We start from the raw sequence: 22,166 nt of genomic DNA, 5'->3' as shown, positions 1-22,166 counted from the left end.
TGCCCGTACGCGTTCGCCAACGGCCCCCGTACGGACCGGCCCCAGGGGTGGGCCCACAGATCGGTCCCGTACTGTCGTTCCATGCCACGCCGCACCGCGACGATGCTCGCCTCCACCCTCGTGCTGATCGCGCTGCTCTGCGCCGGGGTGCTCATCAAAGTGCCGTACGCGGAGATGTCTCCCGGGCCCACCGTGAACACGCTCGGCGACTCCGGCGGCGAGCCGGTGCTGCAGATCTCCGGCCACAAGACGTACCCGACGACCGGTCACCTCAACATGACGACGGTCAGGGTCACCGGGGCGGACTACCGGATGAACCTCGTCGAGGCCGTGTACGGCTGGCTGGCGCACGACAGCGTCGTCGTCCCGCACGACACGCTCTACCCGGACGGCAAGACCGACGAGCAGTCCAACCAGGAGAACGCCGAGGAGTTCAGCCAGTCCCAGGAGAGCGCGAAGGTCGCGGCCCTGAACGAGCTGCGCATCCCGGTGAAGAGCTGGGTCATCGTCTCCTCCGTCGTCAAGGGCAGCCCCGCCGAGGGCAAGCTGCACGCCGGGGACGCGATCAAGGCCGTCGACGGCACTGCGGTCACCAAGCCCGGCGACGTCGCGACGCTCGTCACCAAGCACAAGCCCGGCCAGAACGTGGTCTTCACGATTGTCCCCGCCAAGGACACCGCCGCCGCCAAGAAGGCGGGCAAGGCGCCCGAGGGCGGCGAGAAGATCACCATCACCACGGAGAAGGCACCGGACAGCAACCGGGCCATCGTCGGCATCCAGGCCGGCACGGACCACGCGTTCCCGTTCAGCGTCGACATCAAGCTCGCCGATGTCGGCGGGCCGAGCGCGGGGCTCATGTTCTCGCTCGGCATCGTCGACAAGCTGACGCCCGAGGACCTGACGGGCGGAAAGTTCGTGGCGGGCACCGGCACGATCGACGACACCGGCAAGGTCGGCCCGATCGGCGGCATCGAGATGAAGCTGATCGGCGCACGCCAGGCCGGCGCGCGCTACTTCCTGACGCCCAAGGACAACTGCGCCGCGGCCGCCTCGGACATCCCCTCGGGGCTGACGTTGATCAAGGTCGACACGATCCACGACGCCCGGCAGGCGCTCGACAAGATCCGCACGGGGGACACGGCCGGCCTGCCGAGCTGCTCGGCCAAGTAACGCCGACCGCCCCCTCCGCGGGGCCGCTAGACGAAGGTCGCGGCCAGTGCCTCGGCGAGGCCCGGCACCAGGTCGGGGCCGGTCAGGACCTCGGTGGCGGAGTCCTTCTCGCGCAGCCGGATGGCGGACTCGCGGGCGCCGCCGCGCAGTACCGCCACCGTCATCCGCACCTCCTGGCGGTCGGGGTGGGCGGCCACCCACTTGGCGAGCTCCCTGTCGCTCAGCCCTTCGGGCACGGAGGTCTCGGCGGACGGCGGCAGCATCATGCGCTCCACCGTGAGCGCGCAGCCGGCCACCGAGTCGGGCCAGGCGATGGTGCCGAGGAACTTGTCCAGCGGCTTGTTCCGCGGGATCTCCTCCTGCTCGATGGGGGTCAGGCCGGAGACCTGGGCGTCGTCGGCGGGAGAGACCAGGTTCGGCGCCTGGGCACGGAGCTTCGCGGTGTCGACGAGCGCGAAGAGGCGGGCCGGCTTGTCCCAGCCCAGACCGGATGCGTACTCGTCGATTTCGAGCACCGCGCGGGTGAGCGGGCTCGCGGCCATCGGAGGGCCGGAGGGGGAAACGTTGGACATGGACAACATCCTGCCCTCTTTCACCCCCCGATCGGGAACTGAGTAAAGCCTCAGTAAGTTGCATGAGTGGGCTCTACGATCGCTGGGCCCGCCCATACGACAGCGAACTTCGAGGTGCGCACCTTGGCTTTCCAGATGCCGGACCGCGGCTCAGGCCCGTCCGGGCCACGGATCAGAGTCGGCCGGCCGTCCCGCCGGGTCCGGACCCTGCTGATGACACTGGGCATTCTGGCCGTGCTCGCCATGGCCTTCGTCATGTTCGCGGGGTTCTGGACCGACTGGCTCTGGTACCGCTCGGTCCACTACTCGTCGGTCTTCACCACCCAGCTGTGGACGAAGATCGGACTGTTCCTCGTCTTCGGACTCCTGATGGCGTTCGCCGTCGGCCTCAACATCTGGCTGGCGCACCGGCTCCGGCCGCCGCTCAGCGCGATGTCCCTGGAGCAGCAGAGCCTCGACCGCTACCGGATGGGCATCGCCCCGTACAAGAAGTGGATGCTGCTCGGGATCACCGCCCTCATCGGGCTCATCGCCGGCGCCTCGGCCTCCGGTCAGTGGCGCACCTGGCTGATGTGGGTCAACGGGGTGCCGTTCGGCCAGAAGGACCCCCAGTTCAAGCTGGACGTGTCGTTCTACGCCTTCGACCTGCCCTGGTACCGCTTCATGCTCGGCTTCGGCTTCGCCGCCGCCGTCCTGTCGCTCATCGCCGCCGCCCTCACGCACTACCTGTACGGCGGCCTGCGCATCACCAGCCCCGGCGCGCGTGCCACGGGAGCGGCCACCGGGCACCTTTCGGTGCTGCTCGGCGTCTTCGTGATCCTCAAGGCCGTGGCGTACTGGCTGGACCGGTACGGACTCGCGGTCAAGTCCAGTGACTTCAAGGCGACCAACAAGTGGACGGGCCTTCGGTACGTCGACGCCAACGCCTACCTGCCGGCGAAGACCATCCTGTTCTGCATCGCGGTCATCTGTGCGGTGCTGTTCTTCGCGACGCTGTGGCGCCGCACCTGGCAGCTGCCCGTCATCGGCTTCGGCCTGATGGTGCTCTCGGCGATCCTGATCGGCGGCCTCTACCCGGCCATCGTGCAGAAGTTCCAGGTCCAGCCCAACGAGCAGGCCAAGGAAGCCCCCTACATCCAGAAGAACATCGATGCCACCCGCAAGGCGTACGGCATCGACAACGCGGACGTGGAGAACTACAAGGGCACCACCGACGCCAAGGACAACCCGAAGCTGCGCTCGGACGCCGACGCGGCGGCGAGCTACCGCCTGATCGACCCGAACGTCGTCTCGCCCGCCTTCCAGCAGCTCCAGCAGGAGCGCAAGTACTACCAGTTCCCCTCGACCCTGGACGTGGACCGGTACAAGGACAAGGACGGCAAGGAGCAGGACACCGTCATCGGGCTGCGCGAGCTCAACCTCAAGGGCATCGACAAGCGCAACTGGATCAACGACCACTTCACCTACACCCACGGCTTCGGCGCGATCGCGGCCAAGGGCACCAGCGTGGACGTCAACGGCGCGCCCGACTTCACCGAATCGGGGCTGCCCACCAGCGGCCAGCTCGCCTCCGACTACCAGCAGCGCATCTACTACGGCGAGAAGACCGACCAGTACTCGATCGTCGGCGGGCCCCAGAAGGAGCTCGACTACGAGAGCGAGGGCAAGGGCCAGGTCACCACGAGCTTCGAGGGCAAGGGCGGCGTGAGCCTGTCCAACCCCTTCAACCGGGCCGCCTACGCCGTCACCTTCAACGAGCCGCAGATCCTGTACTCGGGAGCCATCGGCAAGGGCTCGAAGATCCTCTACAACCGCACCCCGAAGGAGCGCGTCGAGGCGGTCGCACCCTGGCTGACCATCGACGGCGACGCCTACCCGGCGGTCGTGGGCAAGCACATCCAGTGGGTCGTCGACGCGTACACGACGACCAACGGCTATCCCTACGCCTCGCGCACCACGCTCGGTGAGACCACGACGGACTCGCTGACCGACAACCAGCGGGCGGTGGTGGCCCAGCAGAACCAGGTCAACTACATCCGCAACTCGGTGAAGGCGACCGTCGACGCGTACGACGGCACGGTCACGCTGTACCAGTGGGACGACAAGGACCCGGTCCTCAAGACCTGGATGAAGGCGTTCCCGGGCACGGTGAAGGCCAAGTCCGCCATCCCCGCCGAGCTGCTCTCGCACCTGCGCTACCCGCAGGACATGTTCAAGGTCCAGCGCGAGCTGCTGACCCGCTACCACGTCACCGACCCCGCGCAGTTCTACAGCGGCAGTGACGCCTGGCAGGTTCCGGACGACCCGACCAACAAGGACAACAACGCGGTTCCGCCGTACTACCTGTCCATGAAGATGCCGGGTGCCGAGCCGCAGGGGAAGATGTTCTCGCTGACGACGACGTTCACGCCCAACGGCCGCCCCAACCTGGGCGGGTTCATGGCGGTCGACGCCGACGCCGCGAGCAAGGACTACGGCAAGATCAGACTGCTCCGGGTCACCGACAACGTGCAGGGCCCGCAGCAGGTGCAGAGCAAGCTCAACGGCCTGCCCGAAGTCGCCGAGTTCGTACGGAACCTGAGAGGCACCGACTCCGAGATCGACTACGGGAACCTGCTGACCGTGCCGCTCGGCGGGGGCTTCCTGTACATCGAGCCGGTGTACGCACGCGGTGGCAGCGCCAACTACCCGCTCCTGAAGAAGGTCGGCGTCTCCTACGGGGACAAGACCGCCTTCAAGGACAACCTGGCGGACGCGCTCAGCGCGGTGTTCGGCGCCGACGGGGCCACGCCGCCCACGACGCCGCCGCCGACCACCACACCCCCCACTATGCCGCCGGCCACCGGCGACGCCACGGTGGACCAGGCCATCAAGGACGCCCAGAAGGCGTACGACGACGGTCAGAAAGCGCTCGCCAAGGGCGACTGGAAGGCCTACGGCGACGCCCAGAAGGCGCTCCAGGACGCACTGCAGCAGGCGGCCGACTCGGAGGCGAAGGCGAACAAGCCGAAGAGCTGAGCCGCCCTGACCGGGGCCGACCCGATCGGCCCTGGTCAGAAGGCCATCTCCACCGTGGTAGCGTTGGGTTTACCGACGCGGGGTGGAGCAGCTCGGTAGCTCGCTGGGCTCATAACCCAGAGGTCGCAGGTTCAAATCCTGTCCCCGCTACTCACTGACGAGGGCCCGGATCCTTTCAAGGATCCGGGCCCTCGTCGCGTTCGCGCCAGGGTCGTCGGCACTGTCCGATGACCGGTGGCTGGAACCATTTGGCGTGAAAAGCGCTCTTGTTCAAGGGAGTTGGCCCCGAAGGGGTTTGGTGTGTCTCTCTGTGGGCATGTCGACAAAACGCTGAAGTGACCTCACTGGCTGCGGTATACCAGGTGTACGCGGGTTGCGGGTGGTGCGACGATGGTATTTATGGGGGACAGGGCAACTCTGTTGGAGACAGGGCGGTTTGTGCAGACACGCTCCGATGAGGATGCTGACACCGCTGACGCCGAGACCGAGGCGCGGCACCGGCGCGCCGCCGACAACGGCGACGCCGAGTCGATGAGCGTCCTCGGCTCCCTGCTGCTGCGCCGCGGCGACCTCGACAGCGCCGAGCCCTATCTGCGCGGCGCCACCGCCGAGGGCGACCGGGCCGCCGCCAACAACCTCGGCGTCCTGCTCCACCAGCGCGGCTACACGGACGAGGCGGCCGGCTGGTGGCGCATCGCCGCCGTCGCCGGATCCGCCGCCGCGGCCCACGCGCTCGGCCGGCACTACCGCGAGCGGGGCGACGAGCCCGCCGCCGAGTACTGGCTGCGCCAGTCCGCCGAGCAGGGCCACGCGCTCGGCGCGTACGCGCTCGCCGACCTTCTGGAGCACCGCAGCGACGTCGGCGCCGAGCGCTGGCTGCGCGCGGCCGCCGTGCAGGGTCACCGCGAAGCGGCCTACCGGCTCGCCCGGCTGCTCGACGGGCGGGCGGACGGCGAGGCGTCCGGCGAGGGCCCCGGTGACATCGCTGTCGAACAGGCGCCCGACGAGGACGGCGCGTCCGACGAGGCCGAGCCCTGGTACCGGCAGGCCGCCGCCCGCGGCCACCGCAGGGCCGCGCTGCACCTCGGCGCGATCCTGGAGAAGCGCGGCGAGCTGAAGGAGGCCGGCCGCTGGTACCTGACGTCCGCCAAGGACGGCGAGGCCAAGGCCGCCTGCGCGCTCGGCTTCCTGCTGCGCGACGCGGGTGACGAGGAGAGCGCCGCCGTGTGGTGGCTGCGCGCCGCCCAGGACGGCGACGGCAACGCCGCCAACGCGCTCGGCGCGCTGCACGCGGCACGGGGCGAGCAGCAGACCGCCGAGCGCTGGTACCGGGCCGCGATGAGCGCGGGGGACGTGAACGGCGCGTACAACCTGGGGCTGCTCTGCGCCGCCCAGAACCGTACGGCCCAGGCCGAGCAGTGGTACCGCAGGGCGGCCTACTCCGGGCATCGCGAGGCCGCCAACGCGCTCGCCATCCTGCTGCTGCAGGCCGGCGACGCGACCGGTGCCGAGCCGTGGTTCTCCAAGGCCGCCGAGGCCGGCAGCGTGGACGCCGCCTTCAACCTCGGCATCCTCTTCGCCGGCCGCGACGACGACCGCACGGCCCTCAAGTGGTACGAGCGGGCGGCTGCCGCCGGGCACACGGACGCGGCCCTTCAGGTCGGCATCGCGCTGCTGCGGGACGGGGAGGAGCAGGCCGCCGAGCGGCATCTGCGCTGTGCGGCGGGCGGTGGCAGCGCCGAGGCCGCCTTCCGGCTCGCCAGCCTCCTCGACGCCCGCCAGCCCCCGCCCGGACCGCCGGTGCTCGGCGAGCCGCTCGGCGAGAAGACCGAGTGCGAGGAGTGGTACGAGCGGGCCGCGCAGCAGGGCCACCGCCGGGCCCAGGTGCGGGTCGGCATGCTCGCGGCAGCCCGCAACGACCTGGAGGCGGCCGCGCGCTGGTACGGGGAGGCCGCCGAGGCGGGCAGCCGCAACGGCGCCTTCAACCTCGGGCTCCTGCTCGCCCGCGAGGGCCGCGAGCGCGAGGCCGCCCTGTGGTGGACCCGGGCCGCGCACGCCGGGCACGGCCGGGCCGCGCTGCGCCTCGCCCTGCTCGCCGCCCGGCACGGCGAGCTGTCCGAGGGCCAGCGCTGGTGCGCGAGGGCCGTCGAGCTTGGCCCGGCGGAGGTCGCGGAGCGGGCGGCCCGGCTGCGCGAGGCGCTCCACCAGGAGCTCACGGCCTAGTCCTGTCGGGGTTCTTCGTGGCCCGGCGAACAGATTTGCGCTGGTCCATGGCGTCCCGTAAGGTTGTGTTCACCGACGCGGGGTGGAGCAGCTCGGTAGCTCGCTGGGCTCATAACCCAGAGGTCGCAGGTTCAAATCCTGTCCCCGCTACTTGCAGGCTGAGGCCCGAATCCTTTGGGGGATTCGGGCCTCAGCCGTTTGCGTACGCCGTCGATGCGCGGCGGCAGAAAAGAAGCCCTCCGGCCACCGGCCGGAGGGCTTCTTCGCGTTGTGGGGATCGGGTCGTGGAGGTCAGGCCGCCGCGCAGTTGGGGCAGGTGCCGCGGTAGGTGACTTCGACCGCCGCGATCGTGAAGCCGAAGCGCTCGGTGTCGGGGAGGTCGGCCAGCGGGTTGCCCTGCGGGTGCACATCACGGATCGCGCCGCACTGGGCGCAGACCAGGTGCTGGTGGGGGCGGTGTGCGTTCGGGTCGTAGCGCTTGGCGCGGCGGTCCGTGGAGACTTCGAGGATCTCACCGAGCGTCACCAGCTCACCCAGGGTGTTGTACACCGTCGCCCGGGAGATCTCGGGCAGTCGTTCCACGGCTCGGGCATGCACTTCGTCCGCCGTCAGGTGGACGTGGTCGCCGTCGAGGACCTCGGCCACGACGCGGCGCTGTGCGGTCATGCGCCAGCCACGGCCGCGCAGTCGCTCCAACAGGTCACTCATGGACATCAGCCTAACAGGAGAGGGGCGCCAGTCCCGACCTGGTGTGGGTTTGGACCTCTGCTTGACTTAGACAATGTCCATTGTAGGATCGAACCCGGCTCAGGCCGAGGGACAGGACTCGCAGGAATGACGCAGGAGGCGCACGTGACACAGGGACCGCTTACGACGGAGGCCGGAGCGCCGGTCGCCGACAACCAGAACAGCGCGACCGCGGGTGCCGGCGGTCCCGTTCTGATCCAGGACCAGTCGCTCCTGGAGAAGCTCGCCCACTTCAACCGCGAGCGCATCCCGGAGCGCATCGTCCACGCCCGTGGCGCCGGTGCGTACGGCACGTTCACCGTCACCCGTGACGTGTCCCAGTGGACGCGCGCCGCGTTCCTCTCCGAGGTCGGCAAGCAGACCGAGACGTTCCTGCGGTTCTCCACCGTGGCCGGCAACCTCGGCTCGGCCGACGCCGTGCGCGACCCCCGCGGCTTCGCGCTGAAGTTCTACACGGAGGAGGGGAACTACGACCTGGTCGGGAACAACACGCCCGTCTTCTTCATCAAGGACGCCATCAAGTTCCCCGACTTCATCCACACCCAGAAGCGCGACCCGTACACGGGCAGCCAGGAGGCCGACAACGTCTGGGACTTCTGGGGCCTGAGCCCCGAGAGCACCCACCAGGTGACGTGGCTCTTCGGCGACCGCGGCATCCCGGCGACCCTGCGCCACATGAACGGCTACGGCTCGCACACGTTCCAGTGGAACAACGAGGCCGGCGAGGTCTTCTGGGTCAAGTACCACTTCAAGACCGACCAGGGGATCAAGAACCTCACCCAGGACGAGGCCAACAAGCTCGCCGGCGAGGACCCGGACAGCCACCAGCGCGATCTGCGCGAGGCGATCGAGCGCGGCGACTTCCCGTCCTGGACCGTGCAGGTGCAGATCATGCCGGAGGCGGACGCGGCGACGTACCGCTTCAACCCGTTCGACCTCACCAAGGTGTGGCCGCACGAGGACTACCCGCCGATCGAGATCGGCAAGCTGGAGCTCAACCGCAACCCGGAGAACATCTTCGCCGAGGTCGAGCAGTCCGTCTTCAGCCCGGCGCACTTCGTGCCCGGCATCGGTCCCTCCCCGGACAAGATGCTCCAGGGCCGCCTCTTCGCGTACGGCGACGCCCACCGCTACCGCGTCGGCATCAACGCCGACCACCTGCCGGTGAACCGCCCGCACGCCACCGAGGCGCGCACCAACTCCCGTGACGGCTACCTGTACGACGGCCGCCACAAGGGCGCGAAGAACTACGAGCCCAACAGCTTCGGCGGCCCCTTCCAGACCGACCGCCCGCTGTGGCAGGGCAGTCAGGTCACCGGGGTCACGGGCAGCATCGCGGCGCCGGTGCACGCTGAGGACAACGACTTCGTGCAGGCCGGAAACCTCTACCGGCTGTACTCGGAGGACGAGAAGGCGCGTCTGATCGACAATCTGGCGGGCTTCATCGCCAAGGTCTCGCGCGACGACATCGCCGAGCGCGCGATCAACAACTTCCGCCAGGCGGACGGTGACTTCGGCAAGCGGCTCGAAGCTGCGGTCCAGGCCCTCCGCGGCTGATACGCGGTCGCCTGCCGAAGGTGGGCAGAAGGCCGGACTCCCTCGGGGGTCCGGCCTTCTGGCGTGCGGTGGCGCATCGCCTCGGCCGGGGAGCGGTCTCAGCCGGCCAGTGCGGTCTCGCGGCGGGCCGGCGCCCAGCAGCGGATGATGTCGCGGACGGAGACGACGCCGACGGGTCCGTGGTCGTCGAGGACGATCAGGTGCCGGAAGCCGCCGTGGGTCATCGCGTCGGCGGCCTCGACCAGGGTCCAGGACGGCGCCGCGAAGACGACGTCCGTGGTGGTGTGTGTGCTCGCCGTCTCGTGGTCCGGGTTCTGGCCCAGGCCGACGGAGTTGAGGATGTCGCGTTCGGTGAGGATGCCGAGGCCGCTGGTGTCGGGGTCGAGGACGATGGCCGCGCCGACCCGGCGTGCGGACATCAGCCGGGCCGCTTGGCGGAGGGTGTGGGCGGGTCCGATGGTGAGGACCATCGTGCTCATGGCGTCACGGACGAGCATGAATGGAGCCACCTCCTTGGTGGATTCGTCTCCCGGCGCGGCGAACCATGCCCGCTCCGGAAAGAATTCACAAGTTCACAAGTGGGGCGACTCCTAGAATTGCATCCGGACCGGCCGTCAACAAGGGCCTGGTAGAGGTAAGTAGAGGGGCGCGTAAAAGTACGACTCACGCCCCTCGTGCGCCTCAGTGATGCGGGGTGCGGGCCCCGGCCCGCGGCGGGTGCGGGTCTCGATCGGGGTGGCGCGGGTCGCGGCCGCGTTGGTAGGGGCCTCGACCGTGGCGGGTGAGGGCCTCGGCCGGGTCGAGTGCCGGCTTCCGGCCGGGCCCAACCCGGGCCCGCCGTAACGTCCCTGACGTCGCGTCAGGCCTGCGGGTCGTCTCCGAGGTAGCCGAGCAGTTCCTCGTGGAGCAGGCCGTTGGATGCCGCCGCGTTGCCGCTGTGCGGCCCCGCCCGGCCGTCGAGGCCGGTGAAGACGCCGCCGGCCTCCTGGACCACGATCACGTTCGCCGCCATGTCCCACATGGACAGCTCCGGCTCCGCGCAGAAGTCCACCGAGCCCTCGGCGACCATCATGTACGGCCAGAAGTCGCCGTACGCCCGCGTCCGCCAGCACTCCCGGGTCAGGTCCAGGAAGTCGTCCAGCTTGCCCCGTTCGTCCCAGCCGCTCAGCGAGGAGTACGCGAACGATGCGTCGGCCAGCTTGGAGACGCTGGAGACCTTGAGGCGGGTCGCCGAGGTCAGGCTGCGGCCGGTGAACGCGCCGTGGCCCTTCGCCGCCCACCAGCGCCGGTTCAGGGCGGGCGCCGAGACGACGCCGACGACCGGCTGGAAGCCGTTCTCGCCCGCCTCCATCAGCGAGATCAGCGTGGCCCAGACGGGCACGCCCCGGACGTAGTTCTTGGTGCCGTCGATCGGGTCGACCACCCAGCGCCGGGGGCCGGTGCCCTCCAGGCCGTACTCCTCGCCGAGGATCGCGTCGCGCGGCCGCGCGCGCTGGAGATGCCCCCGGATGACCTCTTCGGCCGCCTTGTCGGCCTCGCTCACCGGTGTCATGTCCGGCTTGGTCTCGACCACCAGGTCGAGGGCCTTGAACCGGTCCATGGTGGCCGCGTCGGCGGCGTCCGCGAGGACGTGGGCGAGACGCAGATCATCGTGATAGTCGGGCATGGTCACCACCGTAGCGACCGTCCGCGGTGCGGGCCACGGCGCCCGCACTCCGGAACGCCCCCGTGCCCGCCCCCGGCGCCCCTTGACACTCCCTCCGCGCACGTCAACTCTGAACGCGGAGCCGCCCGCAAGGCCTCGGGGGGCCCGGGAGGCGACCATGCCCACAGCGCGGGAATCCTTACTGGACGCCGCTCTCTCGGCGCTCGCGGGGCTGCCCTGGTCGGGAGTGCGGATGGTGGACGTGGCGTCCGCGGCCGGGGTCTCGCGGCAGACCCTCTACAACGAGTTCGGCAGCAAGGACGGCCTGGCCCGCGCGCTGGTGCGCCGGGAGGCCGACGTCTATCTGCGGGGCGTGGACCGGGCGCTCGCCGAGCACACCGGCGCCGCCGACCGCATGGTCGAGGTGGTGGAGTGGACGCTCGGCTCGGCCCGCTCCAGCGCCCTGGTGCGGGCGCTGCTCACGGGCTGCTGGGGCGAACGTCTCCCCGCGCCGTCCACCCGTGCCGTCGTGGCCCTCTCGCCGGTGCCCGCCCAGCGCCGCGCCGACGCCGGGGTGCCGGGCCCCGCCGAACTCGTGGCCGCCGTACGGGACCGGGCGATCGCCGCCCTGGAGAAGGAGGCGCCGGGCGCGGACCCGGCGGAGCTGGGCCGGTACTGCGAGACGGCGGTGCGGCTCGGCCTGTCCTGCGTGGTGGCCCCGCCCGCGCGGGGCGAGGGGCACGCCGGGTACATCCGCGCGGTGCTCGCCCGCCTCCCGGCACGTGCGGCTGGGTAGCGACGCCCGCATCTGACGTGTCGTCAACTTTCTCCGGGGCGTGGGTCAGTGGGCGGAGCCGGAGATCTGGAGCCCGATCACGCCGATGATGACCAGCGAGATGGACACGAGTTTGAGGGTGGAGACCACGTCGCCGAGGAAGACCATGCCGTAGATCGCGGTACCCGCGGCGCCGATGCCCGTCCACACCGCGTAGGCCGGACCCACGTCCAGCTTCCGCAGCGACAGCGTGAGCAGACCGAACGAGCCGAGCGCGAACGCGGCGAAGGCGATCGTCGGCCACAGCCGGGTGAAACCGTGCGACAGCTTGAGGCAGACGGCGAAGCCCGTCTCCAGGATTCCCGCCACCACGACCAGCAGCCACGCCATGTCCAGGGCCTCCCACAACGCATCGTCGTCGCTGACTGCATGGTCAACACTTGGTGCGATTATGCAACGGAGGCCCTGCCCACGCCCCTGGAAACAGGTCAGTCGCCCTCGCGTCGCTCCCTCGTGGCGAGCAGTCGGCGCAACGAGTACAGCCGGGCCGGATCGGCGTGGCCGTCCGCCACCCACTGGTCGAGCGCGCACTCCGCCTCGTCGTGGCTGCACGCGCGCGGACAGTTCTCGGTGCCGGGTACGAGGTCGGGGAAGGCCAGGATCACCCGGGACGGGTCGACGTGGTGCAGACCGAAGGAACGCACGCCCGGGGTGTCGACGACCCAGCCGCCGTCCGCGCTGTCCAGCGGCAGCGCGAGCGCGGAGGTGGTGGTGTGCCGGCCGCGCCCGGTGACCGCGTTGACATGGCCGGTGATGCGCCGCTGCGCCTCCGGGACCAGCGCGTTGACCAGGGTCGTCTTGCCGACGCCGGAGTGGCCCACGAACGCGGTGACCTTGCCGTGCAGTTGCTCGCGCACCCGGTCCGCCGCGTCGCCCTCGTACAGCTCCTCGCGCGAGGTGACCACGTACGGGACGCCCAACGCCCCGTACATCTCCAGGAGTTCGTCGGCCGGGGCCAGGTCCGACTTGGTCAGCACCAGGAGGGGCGTGAGCCCGCCGTCGTAGGCGGCCACCAGGCAGCGGTCGATGAGACGGGGGCGCGGCTCTGGGTCGGCGAGCGCGGTGACGATGGCGAGCTGGTCGGCGTTGGCGACCACCACGCGCTCGTACGGGTCGTCGTCGTCGGCCGTGCGCCGCAGGACCGAGGTGCGCTTGCCGATCCGTACGATCCGCGCGAGCGTGTCCTTCTTGCCGGACAGGTCGCCCACGATGTCGACCCGGTCGCCCACCACCGCCGCCTTGCGGCCCAGTTCGCGGGCCTTCATGGCGTGGATCGTGCGGTCCCCGACCAGACACGTCAGCCGGCCCCGGTCGACGGTGAGGACCATGCCCTCGGCCGCGTCCTCGTGCTTGGGGCGGATGCTGGTGCGGGGGCGGTTGCCCTTGGGGTTGGGGCGGACGCGGATGTCGTCCTCGTCGGGGTTCTTGCCGTAGCGGCGCATGATCTTAAGTCCCGCTCAGCTTCCGGACCCCGCCAGCATGGAACTCCACATGTCGGGGAAGTCGGGCAGCGTCTTGGCCGTGGTCGCCACGTTCTCGATCCGGACGCCCTCGACGGCGAGGCCGATGATCGCGCCGGCGGTGGCCATGCGGTGGTCGTCGTAGGTGTGGAAGACGCCTCCGTGCAGCGGGCGCGGACGGATGTGCAGACCGTCCGCGGTCTCCGTCACATCGCCGCCGAGCTCGTTGATCTCCTTGGTGAGCGCGGCCAGGCGGTCCGTCTCGTGCAGCCGCAGATGGGCCACGCCGCGCAGCGTCGAGGGGGAGTCGGCGAGGGCCGCGACGGCCGCGATGCCGGGGGTCAGCTCGCCGACCTCGCTCAGGTCCACGTCGATGCCGTGGATGCGGCCGGAGCCGTTGAACACGAGCCCGCGGTCGGTCAGTTGGCAGGTGCCGCCCATCTCCGTGAAGATCCCGCGCAGCTGGTCGCCGGGCTGGGTCGTGCGGGCCGGCCAGTCGGGGATCACGACCGTGCCGCCGGTGACGAGGGCCGCGGCCAGGAACGGCTGGGCGTTGGACAGGTCCGGCTCGACGGTCAGATCGCGTCCGAGCAGCGCCGAGTGCGAGACCCGCCACACGTTCGGCTCGCCGCCCGTCTCCGGCTCGTCGACCTGGGCGCCCACGCAGCGCAGCATGTCGACCGTCATCCGGATGTGCGGCAGGGAGGGCAGCGTGGCGCCGACGTGCCGGACCTCGACGCCCTGGTTGAAGCGGGGCGCGGAGAGCAGCAGGGCCGAGACGAACTGCGAGCTGGACGAGGCGTCGATCTCCACCCGGCCGCCTTCGAGGGCACCCGCGCCGTGCACGGTCATCGGGAGTGCGCCGCGGCTGTCGTCGTCGATGCGCGCGCCGAGCGCCCGCAGGCCGTTGATGACACCGCCGAGGGGGCGCTCGTAGGAGCGCGGGTCGCCGTCGAAGCGGACCGGGCCGTCGGCGAGCGTGGCGACCGGGGGCAGGAAGCGCATGACCGTGCCGGCGTTGCCGACGTCGACCGTGGCCGGGCCGTGCAGACCGGCCGGGATCACGCGCCAGGCCTCGCCCGAACCGTCCGGGCCCACGCCCTCCTCGATGCCGACGCCCAGGGTGCGCAGCGCCTCCGCCATCAACAGGGTGTCGCGCGAGCGCAGGGGGCGGCGCAGCCAGCCGGGCTCGGCGGCAAGCGCGGCCAGGACGAGCCCGCGGTTGGTGACCGATTTCGATCCGGGCACGGTGACCGTCGCGTCGACGGTTCCGCTCGCGAGGGGGGCGGGCCAGAGGGCGGGGTGCACGGGCGTTTCGGTCATGGCCCTCACTTTAGTGGGGCCGGGCCCTAGAGGCCGAGCAGCCAGCGGCCGCCGCCGATCAGTGAGCAGACCGAAACGGCGTGGAAGAGGAAGAGCCAGAGCGCCGGCGGCACGTGGGTGAGCCTGGCCAGCTGGTCGGCGTCCGAGTCCCCGTCGTTGTACTGGCGGCGCTTGCGCTGGAGCTCGAACGCCGGGCGCACCCCGCCGAGCAGCAGGAACCACACGGCCGTGTAGGCGAACGCCGACTGGACGTCCGGCCCGGTCAGCCAGGACACGAGCAGGAACGCGGCGCCGGTGAGCACCACCGTCAGGACGCCGTACGCGTTGCGGATCATCACCAGCATGGCGAGCAGCAGGGCGGTGGCCAGCCACAGGAAGAGCGTGACGTGGTGGGCGGCGAGCAGCCAGGCGCCGCCCAGGCCGAGGAGCGGGGGAGCGGTGTACCCGGCGGCGGCCGTGAGGATCATGCCGAGGCCGTGCGGCTTGCCCCGGCTCACGGTCAGGCCGCTGGTGTCGGAGTGCAGCCGGATGCCGTCGAGGCGGCGCCCGGTGACCAGCGCCACCAGGCCGTGGCCGCCCTCGTGGGCGATGGTGATGGCGTTCCGGGAAAGCCGCCACAGGCCGTGCGGGACGACGAACACGAGCGCGGCCACGCCGGTCGCCACCACCAGCCACGAGGCCGGGGCGCTCTGCGTGCCGAAGAGCTGGAAGTCTTGCAGGGCGGACATTTCTGGGACGGCTCCTCATGGGGTACGGGCGCCGTGGCAGTCTGGCACCTATGTGCGGTAGGTATGCAGCGAGTCGGAAGCCCGAGGATCTCGCGGGCGTCTTCGAGATAGAGAAGTGGGACCCGGCCGAGGCCCTGGAGCCCGACTGGAACGTGGCCCCGACCAAAGAGGTCCACGTCGTCCTGGAGCGTCCTCTCAAAGACGCCGAATCGCCCCGTCCGGTTCGCCAGCTGCGCAAGCTGAAGTGGGGGCTCGTCCCCGCGTGGGCGAAATCACCCGAGGGCGCGGCCCGGATGATCAACGCGCGGGCCGAGACCGTCCACGAGAAGCCCTCCTTCAAGAAGGCCTTCTCCTCGCGCCGCTGCATCATCCCGGCGGACGGCTACTACGAATGGGTCACCGGCGTCGGCGAGCGCGAGCTGGAGGTCGAGGGCAAGAAGAAGCGGCCCCGCAAGCAGCCGTACTTCGTGACCCCGGCGGACGGCTCGGTCTTCGCGATGGCCGGTCTGTACGAGTTCTGGCGCGACCGCACCCTGCCCGACGACCACCCCTCCGCCTGGTGGGTGACCTGCTCGGTGATCACCACCGAGGCCGAGGCGGGCCCGCTGGCCGTGGCGCCCGCCGAGGGCCCGGGCTCCCTCGCCGAGATCCACCCCCGGATGCCGCTGATGCTGACGCCGGACCGCTGGTCGGCGTGGCTCGACCCGGCCCGGGTCGACACCGAGGAACTGCGCGGGCTGCTCGCGCCGCCGCCCGAGGGCCTCATGCGGGCCTATCCCGTCTCGACGGCGGTCAGCAACGTCCGCAACAACGGGCCGGATCTTGTGACGGAACTGGAGGGCCCGGAGGAGGGCACGCTGTTCTGACCGCCCTGCCCGGGCCGGGGCACCCCGCGCGGCAGGATGGCCCCGTGACCGACAGCGAGATCATCGAGACCGGCGCGGGGGACGCGCGCATCACCTGGCACCCCGCGAAGAAGGCCCGCCTGGTGCTGGCCGTCAGCCACGGCGCGGGCGGCGGCATCGAGGCCCGTGACCTCCAGGCGCTGGCCGGCGCGCTCCCGCCGCTCGGGGTGAGCGTGGCCCTGGTGGAGCAGCCCTGGCGGGTGGCCGGCAAGAAGCTGGCCCCGGCGCCCAGGACGCTGGACACCGGATGGCGGGACCTCTGGCCGGCCGTGGCGAAGAAGGGCCTGCCCGTCGTCGCGGGCGGCCGCAGCGCCGGGGCGCGGGTCGCCTGCCGCACCGCGGCGGAGCTCGGAGCGGCCGGGGTCCTCGCCCTGAGCTTCCCGCTGCACCCACCGGGCAAGCCGGAGAAGTCGAGGGCGCCGGAGCTGCTCGGCGCGGGCGCGCCCACCCTCGTGGTCCAGGGCGGCAACGACCCCTTCGGGAAGCCCGCCGAGTTCCCCGAAGAGGCGTACGAGCTCGTGGAAGTGCCGTTCGCCGACCACGGGTTCGCCGTGCCCAAACGTGCCTCCCTCACGCAGCAGGAGGCGCTGGACGTGATCACCGGGGCGGTCGGCGGATGGCTCGGCACGCTCGGTCCCTGACTCCCCGTCGGCCCCGGGAATGCGCGGTGCGGGGCCGCTGTTATGGCCGACGTAAGGGATTACGCAGACCTAGCAGACCAAGCTGTGGAGAGGGAGTCCGTCGCATGGGTTCGACCATCTGCCCGAGCCGCAAGGCCGCCTCTGACCTGGAGTGGACGGTGCTTTCCGCGGCCAGGACCGCTCCTGTTCGAGCGGCGGGCGGAGCGGATCGTCGTCTATCCTCCGATTCGAGTGGGTCCGCATTCGGATCCGTCACACCGTTCGAGGAGGTGGGTCCGGTCACAGGGACCGACGACGGCCACGTGGAAGAGACCACCGCCGAGCGCAATGCGCGCTTCGAGCGGGATGCCCTCGGCTACCTCGACCAGATGTACTCCGCGGCCCTGCGCATGACGCGCAACCCGGCCGACGCGGAGGACCTGGTCCAGGAGACGTACGCCAAGGCGTACGGGTCCTTCCACCAGTTCCGCGAGGGCACCAACCTGAAGGCTTGGCTCTACCGGATTCTCACCAACACGTTCATCAACTCCTACCGGAAGAAGCAGCGCGAGCCCCAGCGCAGCGCCGCCGAGGAGATCGAGGACTGGCAGCTCGCCCGCGCCGAGTCGCACATGTCCACGGGTCTGCGCTCCGCCGAGTCGCAGGCGCTCGACCACCTGCCCGACTCGGACGTGAAGGCGGCCCTCCAGGCCATTCCGGAAGAGTTCCGCATCGCCGTGTATCTCGCGGACGTAGAGGGCTTTGCGTACAAGGAGATCGCCGACATCATGGGTACTCCCATCGGTACGGTGATGTCCCGGCTGCACCGGGGCCGCCGCCAGCTGCGCGGAATGCTGGAGGACTACGCCCGTGACCGCGGGCTCGTCCCGGCCGGCGCCGGCGAGTCGGACGAAGCGAAAGGCTCGGGCTCATGAGCTGCGGAGAGCCGCACGAGACGGACTGCTCTGAGGTCCTGGACCATCTCTACGAGTTCCTCGACCACGAGATGCCCCCCACGGACTGCGACAAGTTCGAGGTGCACTTCGAGGAGTGCTCGCCGTGCCTGGAGAAGTACGGCCTGGAGCAGGCCGTGAAGAAGCTGGTGAAGCGCTGCTGCGGCTCGGACGACGTGCCGAGCGATCTGCGCTCCAAGGTGATGGGCCGGATCGACCTGATCCGCTCCGGCCAGGCCGTGCCCGAGCAGGACGTCGTCACCGGAGAGGTCCCGACGCTGCGTCCCGAGTGACCCGGGCCGTCCGCCGCTGTGACGCGGACGATCAAGAACGGTGAACTGCCGCCCGCGGCAGGGAAGTTGAGAGCGGCCCCGGCCATCGGCCGGGGCCGCTCCCCGTTTTGCCGGGGCGCGTCACCCGAAGGTGCGAATCCGGGTGGCTCGAAACGGCCTATTCCGACCATGCGCCTGACCGCCGCCGCCCACGGGCCTATCCTCGCGAAGCCATACGCAATGGACTGCCCGGGCGGATGGGGAGGTGGGGGCCATGGCGCAGTCGCGGGGACTGCGGGACATTCCGGCAGGCGCGCGCCTCGCCGTCGTCGGTACCGCCGCGGGTGCGGGTGCCTGCGCCCTGCCCGTGCTGCGCGGGGGTGTGCCCTGGGCGGCCGTCGCCCTGCTCGCGGGCCTGTACGCGCTCTGCGAATGGCCGGCCCGCTGCCCGATCCTGGCCGGCCGGGTCAGCGTGCCGATCGCCTCCGGCTCCTTCTTCCCGGTGCTGCTCGCCGCGGTCTTCCTGCTTCCGCCTCCCGCCGCGGCCCTGGTCGCGGTGCCGGGCGCGCTGATCGCGTACGTCGAGGACGAGCCGCGCCGAGTGCGCCGGTCCTGGCGGGCCGCCGAGCTCGCCATCGCCGCCTTCGCGGGGGCCGGCGCCCATCAACTCCTCGGCGGAAGAGCGGCGTTGGGCGGCGGCAGCTCGGCGGCGGCGCCCGACTTCCCCTACGCGCTGGTGCCCGCCGGTGCCGCCGCTCTCGTCTTCTGCCTGGTGCTGACCGCGCTCGACGGCCTCATCCTGGCCACCGCCGAGCGCCGCCCGGTCCGCACCGCCTGGCGCGGCCTGCTGCTGCGCTCGCTCGCCCCGCACTGCGTGCACGGGCTCGCCGGGCTGATGATGGCGGTGCTGTGGCGCAGCCGGTTCGGACCGCCCGCGGCGCTCTTCGTGCTGCTGCCGATGTACATCTCCTGCTGGGTGTTCGCCCAGTACCAGCGCGAGCGCGCCGCCCACCAGGCCACCATCCGCGCCCTCGTGCAGGCCGTCGACATCAAGGACCGCTACACCCGCGGCCACAGCGAGCGCGTGGGCCGTGCCTCGGAGATGATCGCGCGTGAACTCGGCATGGAGGAAGGGCGGTTGGAGGTCATCCGGTTCGCCGGAATCCTGCACGACGTCGGCAAGCTCGGGGTGCCGACCCGGGTCCTCAGGAAGGACGGGCCGCTCACCCCCGAGGAACGGGCGGTGATCGAACTGCACCCCGAGTACGGCCACGAGATGGTGCGCGGCATCGGCTTCCTCGGCGAGGCCCGCGGCGCGATCCTGCACCACCACGAGCGGCTCGACGGCAGCGGCTACCCCTACGGCCTGGCCGGCGGCCAGATTCCCGAGGCGGCACGCGTGGTGGCGGTGGCCGACGCGTTCGACGCGATGACGTCCACCCGCTCCTACCGGCGGGCCAGGCCCGTCGCCGCCGCCGTCACCGAGCTGGAGCGCTGTGCGGGCGCACAGTTCGACCCGCGGATGGTGGAGGGCCTGGTGCGGGCGCTGTCCCGGTACGGCTGGCACGTGGAGGTCACCGCGGACGAGCCCGCCACCACGGCCGCGCGCGGAAACGTGCCTCCGCCCCGGCCGCCCCGCACCCCCGAGGCCGACGGGCGCCCCGGGTCCGGCCCTGCCGACCCCGACCGGCGCCCCGAACCCCGTCCCTCCAACGCCCAGGGGGCCTGACATGGCCGCCCGGCCCACCGCCCCCGTGCTCGCCGTCCACGCCCTCGCCGCGGCGCTCAGCGCCTGGGCGATCTGGGCGACCCTGCGCGACGGGCTCGCCGACCCCGGCACCGCGGCGGCCTTCGGCGTGCTCATCGCGGTGGGGGAGCTGGCCCGGTGGGGCGCGCGGGAGGGCGAGCGGGACCCGGCGCCGCTCGCCTCGGCGGGAGCGCTCGCGTACGCGCTGCTCGGACAGAACGCCGGGCACGCCAGTGGGCACGGCGTGCTCCAGGTGATCGCCGTCGTGGTCGCCTCCGCGCTGCTGGGCTCCGTACCGCACGTCGCCGTCGGGCGCGGGCCGCGCCCCGACCAGGCGGCCCGGCGGGTGCTGACCGTCGCCTTCGCCGCCGTCTGCTTCCAGCCGCTGTACAACTCCGGACTGCTCGACGACTGGTTCGGGCGCGGCCCCTCCTTCGCGTTCGTCCTCCTGCTGCTGCTCCTGCTCACCGCGCTGTGCGACGCGGTGGTGGCCGCGCTGCTGCTCCGCGCACGTACGCGCTACCCCTTCGGGCCGCTGCTCCGGGACGAGCTGCGCGGCCTGCTCGGCATCGGCTCCGCCGTGTGCGCGACCGGCACGGTGATCGCCCTCGCGGTCGCGGTCGCCGGGCTGTGGGCGCTGCCCGTGTTCTGTGTGCCGCTGCTCCTCACCCAGCTGGCCTTCCGGAGGTACGCGGCCGTGCGCGTCACCTACCGCCAGACCATCACCTCACTGGCCCGCGCCACCGAGATCGCCGGGTACACCAAGGCGGGCCACGCCCGCCGGGTCGCCGAGCTCAGCCGGGCCGTCGGGCGGGAGCTGGGTCTGTCCGAGAGCGAGCTGACCGTTCTGGAGTACGCGGCCCTCATGCACGACATCGGACAGCTCTCCCTGCTCGACCCGGTCCCCGCCGGGGCCACCGCCAGGCTGCCCGTCGCCGAGCAGCGCCGGATCGCGCTGCTCGGCGGCGCGGTCGTGCGCCAGACCGGGGTGCCCTCCGATGTCGCCCTCATCGTCGAGCGGCAGGCCGACCCGTACCGGGAGCAGCCGGTGCCCGCGCGGATCGTCCGCGCGGTCAACGCCTACGACGACCTTGCGGAGGGCGCCGAAGGGCCCGGCGGATCGCTGAACGCACTCGAACAGCTGCGCCTGGGCACCGGCCGCGACTACCATCCCCAGGTTGTCGAATCCCTGGCACGTGTGCTGGCCCGAGGCTGTCTGACCCGGGTGCCTCCTGGGTAACCCAGGAGTAATGAGCGGCCTTCCGGCCGGGCATGGTTGGATGCGAAAAGAACCCAGAAAACTGGGAGACCGTAAGACCGACCCGGTAGTCGGGGCCGGTCTGGGCAGGCGGGAATCGTGAGGATCTTCGGCAAGGGACGGCACCGGCCCTCCGCCTCGTGGCGGCAGGCCACAGACCGTGCGTTCACGCTGATCGGCGACGGCCGGTACGAGGACGCGGGGGCGCTGCTGACGCGCGCGGCGGACCTGGAGCCCTGGCTGTCCGAGTCCTGGTTCAACCTGGCGCTCCTGCACAAGTTCCGGCACGACTGGGAGCAGGCGCGGGCCGCCGGGCTGCGGGCCGTGGCCCTGCTCGACAAGGAGAGCGGGGCCCCCGACTGGTGGAACGTGGGCATCGCGGCCACCGCCCTGCAGGACTGGCCGCTGGCCCGCCGTGCCTGGCAGGCCTATGGCCTGAAGGTGCCGGGCGAGGCCACCGGCAGCGGCGAGCCCGTCGGCATGGAGCTGGGCAGCGCCGCCGTGCGCCTGTCGCCCGAGGGCGAGGCCGAGGTGGTGTGGGGCCGTCGGCTCGACCCGGCCCGCATGGAGGTCCTCTCCATCCCACTGCCCTCCTCGGGCCGCCGCTGGGGCGAGGTCGTGCTGCACGACGGCGTCCCGCACGGCGAGCGCACCACCGCCGCGGGCCCGTCCTTCCCGGTGTTCGACGAGATCGAGCTGTGGGCGCCCTCGCCCGTGCCGACCTGGGTGGTCCTCCTGGAGGCCGCCACCGAGACCGACCGGGACGCGCTGGAGCGCCTCGCGGCCGACGCCGGCTTCGCGGCCGAGGACTGGTCCTCCTCCGTGCGCCTGCTCTGCCGGGCCTGCTCCGAGTCGGAGATGCCCAGCGACGAGGGCGACGGCGAGCACCTCGACCCGCACGACCACAGCGAGCCCGGACACCCCGGCCCGCTCGGCCACCGCACCAACGGCGACCTGTGGGTTCCCGAGCGCGAGTGCGGCATCGCGGCCCCCGCGGGCCTGGTGCGCGGCCTGCTCGACGGCTGGGTGGCCGACAACCCGGACAGCCGGGAGTGGCGGGATCTGGAAGAAGTCTGCTGAACCGGCCTTAGGCTTGTACGGATCGAATCGGGTTTTCAGGAAGGCGTACGGCG

The 22,166-nt window shown here is 71.4% G+C and carries 20 protein-coding genes and 2 tRNA genes; 14 read left to right on the top strand and 8 right to left on the bottom strand.

Features of this window, described 5'->3' with window-relative positions; genetic code table 11:
• The first annotated feature begins 81 nt into the window (after positions 1–81).
• Positions 82–1,170 (top strand): YlbL family protein, encoded by a 1,089-nt coding sequence (locus tag IE267_RS00665; protein ID WP_167157103.1) that lies wholly within the window; start codon positions 82–84, stop codon positions 1,168–1,170.
• Between the two features lie 26 nt (positions 1,171–1,196).
• Here the strand turns inward: IE267_RS00665 and IE267_RS00660 are convergent, their stop codons facing one another.
• Entirely contained in the window at positions 1,197–1,742 is a 546-nt protein-coding gene (locus IE267_RS00660) for a PPA1309 family protein (protein WP_167157101.1), read from the bottom strand.
• Positions 1,743–1,877: 135 nt separating this feature from the next.
• On the opposite strand from IE267_RS00660, the gene IE267_RS00655 reads away from it, so the two are divergent.
• From IE267_RS00655 to IE267_RS00640, 4 genes are all read left to right on the top strand, one after another.
• Entirely contained in the window at positions 1,878–4,760 is a 2,883-nt protein-coding gene (locus tag IE267_RS00655; protein ID WP_189762131.1) for a UPF0182 family membrane protein, read from the top strand.
• A gap of 76 nt (positions 4,761–4,836) precedes the next feature.
• Positions 4,837–4,910, top strand: a tRNA-Met gene (locus IE267_RS00650).
• A 240-nt stretch (positions 4,911–5,150) separates the two neighbouring features.
• On the top strand, positions 5,151–6,983 hold the full coding sequence (locus IE267_RS00645) for a tetratricopeptide repeat protein (RefSeq protein ID WP_167157099.1): 1,833 nt from the start codon (positions 5,151–5,153) through the stop codon (positions 6,981–6,983).
• Between the two features lie 76 nt (positions 6,984–7,059).
• Positions 7,060–7,133 (top strand) — tRNA-Met (locus tag IE267_RS00640).
• A gap of 141 nt (positions 7,134–7,274) precedes the next feature.
• Here IE267_RS00640 and IE267_RS00635 read toward each other — a convergent pair.
• A complete protein-coding gene (locus tag IE267_RS00635; RefSeq protein ID WP_053729883.1) occupies positions 7,275–7,691 on the bottom strand; it encodes a Fur family transcriptional regulator in 417 nt (138 codons plus the stop codon).
• Positions 7,692–7,817: 126 nt separating this feature from the next.
• On the opposite strand from IE267_RS00635, the gene IE267_RS00630 reads away from it, so the two are divergent.
• Complete coding sequence (locus tag IE267_RS00630; RefSeq protein WP_167157097.1) at positions 7,818–9,287, top strand: catalase; 1,470 nt, start codon at positions 7,818–7,820, stop codon at positions 9,285–9,287.
• Positions 9,288–9,385: 98 nt separating this feature from the next.
• Here the strand turns inward: IE267_RS00630 and IE267_RS00625 are convergent, their stop codons facing one another.
• Entirely contained in the window at positions 9,386–9,784 is a 399-nt protein-coding gene (locus IE267_RS00625) for a CBS domain-containing protein (RefSeq protein WP_161252302.1), read from the bottom strand.
• A gap of 362 nt (positions 9,785–10,146) precedes the next feature.
• Complete coding sequence (gene hisN / locus IE267_RS00620) at positions 10,147–10,953, bottom strand: histidinol-phosphatase (RefSeq protein WP_189761858.1); 807 nt, start codon at positions 10,951–10,953, stop codon at positions 10,147–10,149.
• 157 nt (positions 10,954–11,110) lie between these two features.
• On the opposite strand from hisN, the gene IE267_RS00615 reads away from it, so the two are divergent.
• Positions 11,111–11,728, top strand: a complete 618-nt coding sequence (locus tag IE267_RS00615; RefSeq protein WP_167157093.1) for a TetR/AcrR family transcriptional regulator — start codon at positions 11,111–11,113, stop codon at positions 11,726–11,728.
• A gap of 45 nt (positions 11,729–11,773) precedes the next feature.
• Here the strand turns inward: IE267_RS00615 and IE267_RS00610 are convergent, their stop codons facing one another.
• The 4 genes from IE267_RS00610 to IE267_RS00595 all read right to left on the bottom strand — a co-directional run bounded on the left by IE267_RS00610 (position 11,774) and on the right by IE267_RS00595 (position 15,278).
• The gene (locus tag IE267_RS00610) at positions 11,774–12,097 is read right to left on the bottom strand and encodes a DMT family transporter (protein ID WP_100575099.1); all 324 of its coding nucleotides are present in this window, start codon (positions 12,095–12,097) and stop codon (positions 11,774–11,776) included.
• A 98-nt stretch (positions 12,098–12,195) separates the two neighbouring features.
• Positions 12,196–13,209, bottom strand: a complete 1,014-nt coding sequence (rsgA, locus tag IE267_RS00605) for a ribosome small subunit-dependent GTPase A (protein ID WP_167157090.1) — start codon at positions 13,207–13,209, stop codon at positions 12,196–12,198.
• Positions 13,210–13,224: 15 nt separating this feature from the next.
• Complete coding sequence (gene aroA / locus IE267_RS00600; RefSeq protein WP_167157088.1) at positions 13,225–14,550, bottom strand: 3-phosphoshikimate 1-carboxyvinyltransferase; 1,326 nt, start codon at positions 14,548–14,550, stop codon at positions 13,225–13,227.
• Positions 14,551–14,576: 26 nt separating this feature from the next.
• A complete protein-coding gene (locus IE267_RS00595; protein ID WP_161252293.1) occupies positions 14,577–15,278 on the bottom strand; it encodes a M50 family metallopeptidase in 702 nt (233 codons plus the stop codon).
• A gap of 50 nt (positions 15,279–15,328) precedes the next feature.
• Between IE267_RS00595 and IE267_RS00590 the strand changes: the two genes are divergently transcribed.
• The 7 genes from IE267_RS00590 to IE267_RS00560 all read left to right on the top strand — a co-directional run bounded on the left by IE267_RS00590 (position 15,329) and on the right by IE267_RS00560 (position 22,113).
• Positions 15,329–16,144, top strand: coding sequence for an SOS response-associated peptidase (locus IE267_RS00590; RefSeq protein ID WP_189761857.1), 816 nt, complete (start codon positions 15,329–15,331; stop codon positions 16,142–16,144).
• 44 nt (positions 16,145–16,188) lie between these two features.
• Positions 16,189–16,824 (top strand): alpha/beta hydrolase family protein, encoded by a 636-nt coding sequence (locus IE267_RS00585; RefSeq protein WP_189761856.1) that lies wholly within the window; start codon positions 16,189–16,191, stop codon positions 16,822–16,824.
• Between the two features lie 269 nt (positions 16,825–17,093).
• On the top strand, positions 17,094–17,738 hold the full coding sequence (locus tag IE267_RS00580; protein WP_167157084.1) for a sigma-70 family RNA polymerase sigma factor: 645 nt from the start codon (positions 17,094–17,096) through the stop codon (positions 17,736–17,738).
• Positions 17,735–18,049, top strand: a complete 315-nt coding sequence (rsrA, locus tag IE267_RS00575) for a mycothiol system anti-sigma-R factor (protein ID WP_100575009.1) — start codon at positions 17,735–17,737, stop codon at positions 18,047–18,049. The genes IE267_RS00580 and rsrA overlap by 4 nt, the downstream gene beginning before the upstream one ends.
• A 271-nt stretch (positions 18,050–18,320) precedes the next feature.
• Positions 18,321–19,757, top strand: coding sequence for an HD-GYP domain-containing protein (locus IE267_RS00570; RefSeq protein WP_373304454.1), 1,437 nt, complete (start codon positions 18,321–18,323; stop codon positions 19,755–19,757).
• 1 nt (position 19,758) lies between these two features.
• Positions 19,759–21,015 carry an HD-GYP domain-containing protein gene (locus IE267_RS00565; protein ID WP_189761854.1) on the top strand — a complete coding sequence of 419 codons (1,257 nt, stop codon included), beginning with the start codon at positions 19,759–19,761 and terminating at the stop codon, positions 21,013–21,015.
• Positions 21,016–21,132: 117 nt separating this feature from the next.
• Positions 21,133–22,113, top strand: a complete 981-nt coding sequence (locus tag IE267_RS00560) for a tetratricopeptide repeat protein (protein WP_161252283.1) — start codon at positions 21,133–21,135, stop codon at positions 22,111–22,113.
• Positions 22,114–22,166: the final 53 nt, after the last annotated feature.

Origin of the sequence: Streptomyces xanthochromogenes, assembly GCF_014650455.1 — a bacterium.
Lineage (GTDB): Bacteria > Actinomycetota > Actinomycetes > Streptomycetales > Streptomycetaceae > Streptomyces > Streptomyces xanthochromogenes.
Note: the sequence above shows the minus strand (reverse complement) of the source record. Positions and strands in the feature narration are given on the sequence as shown.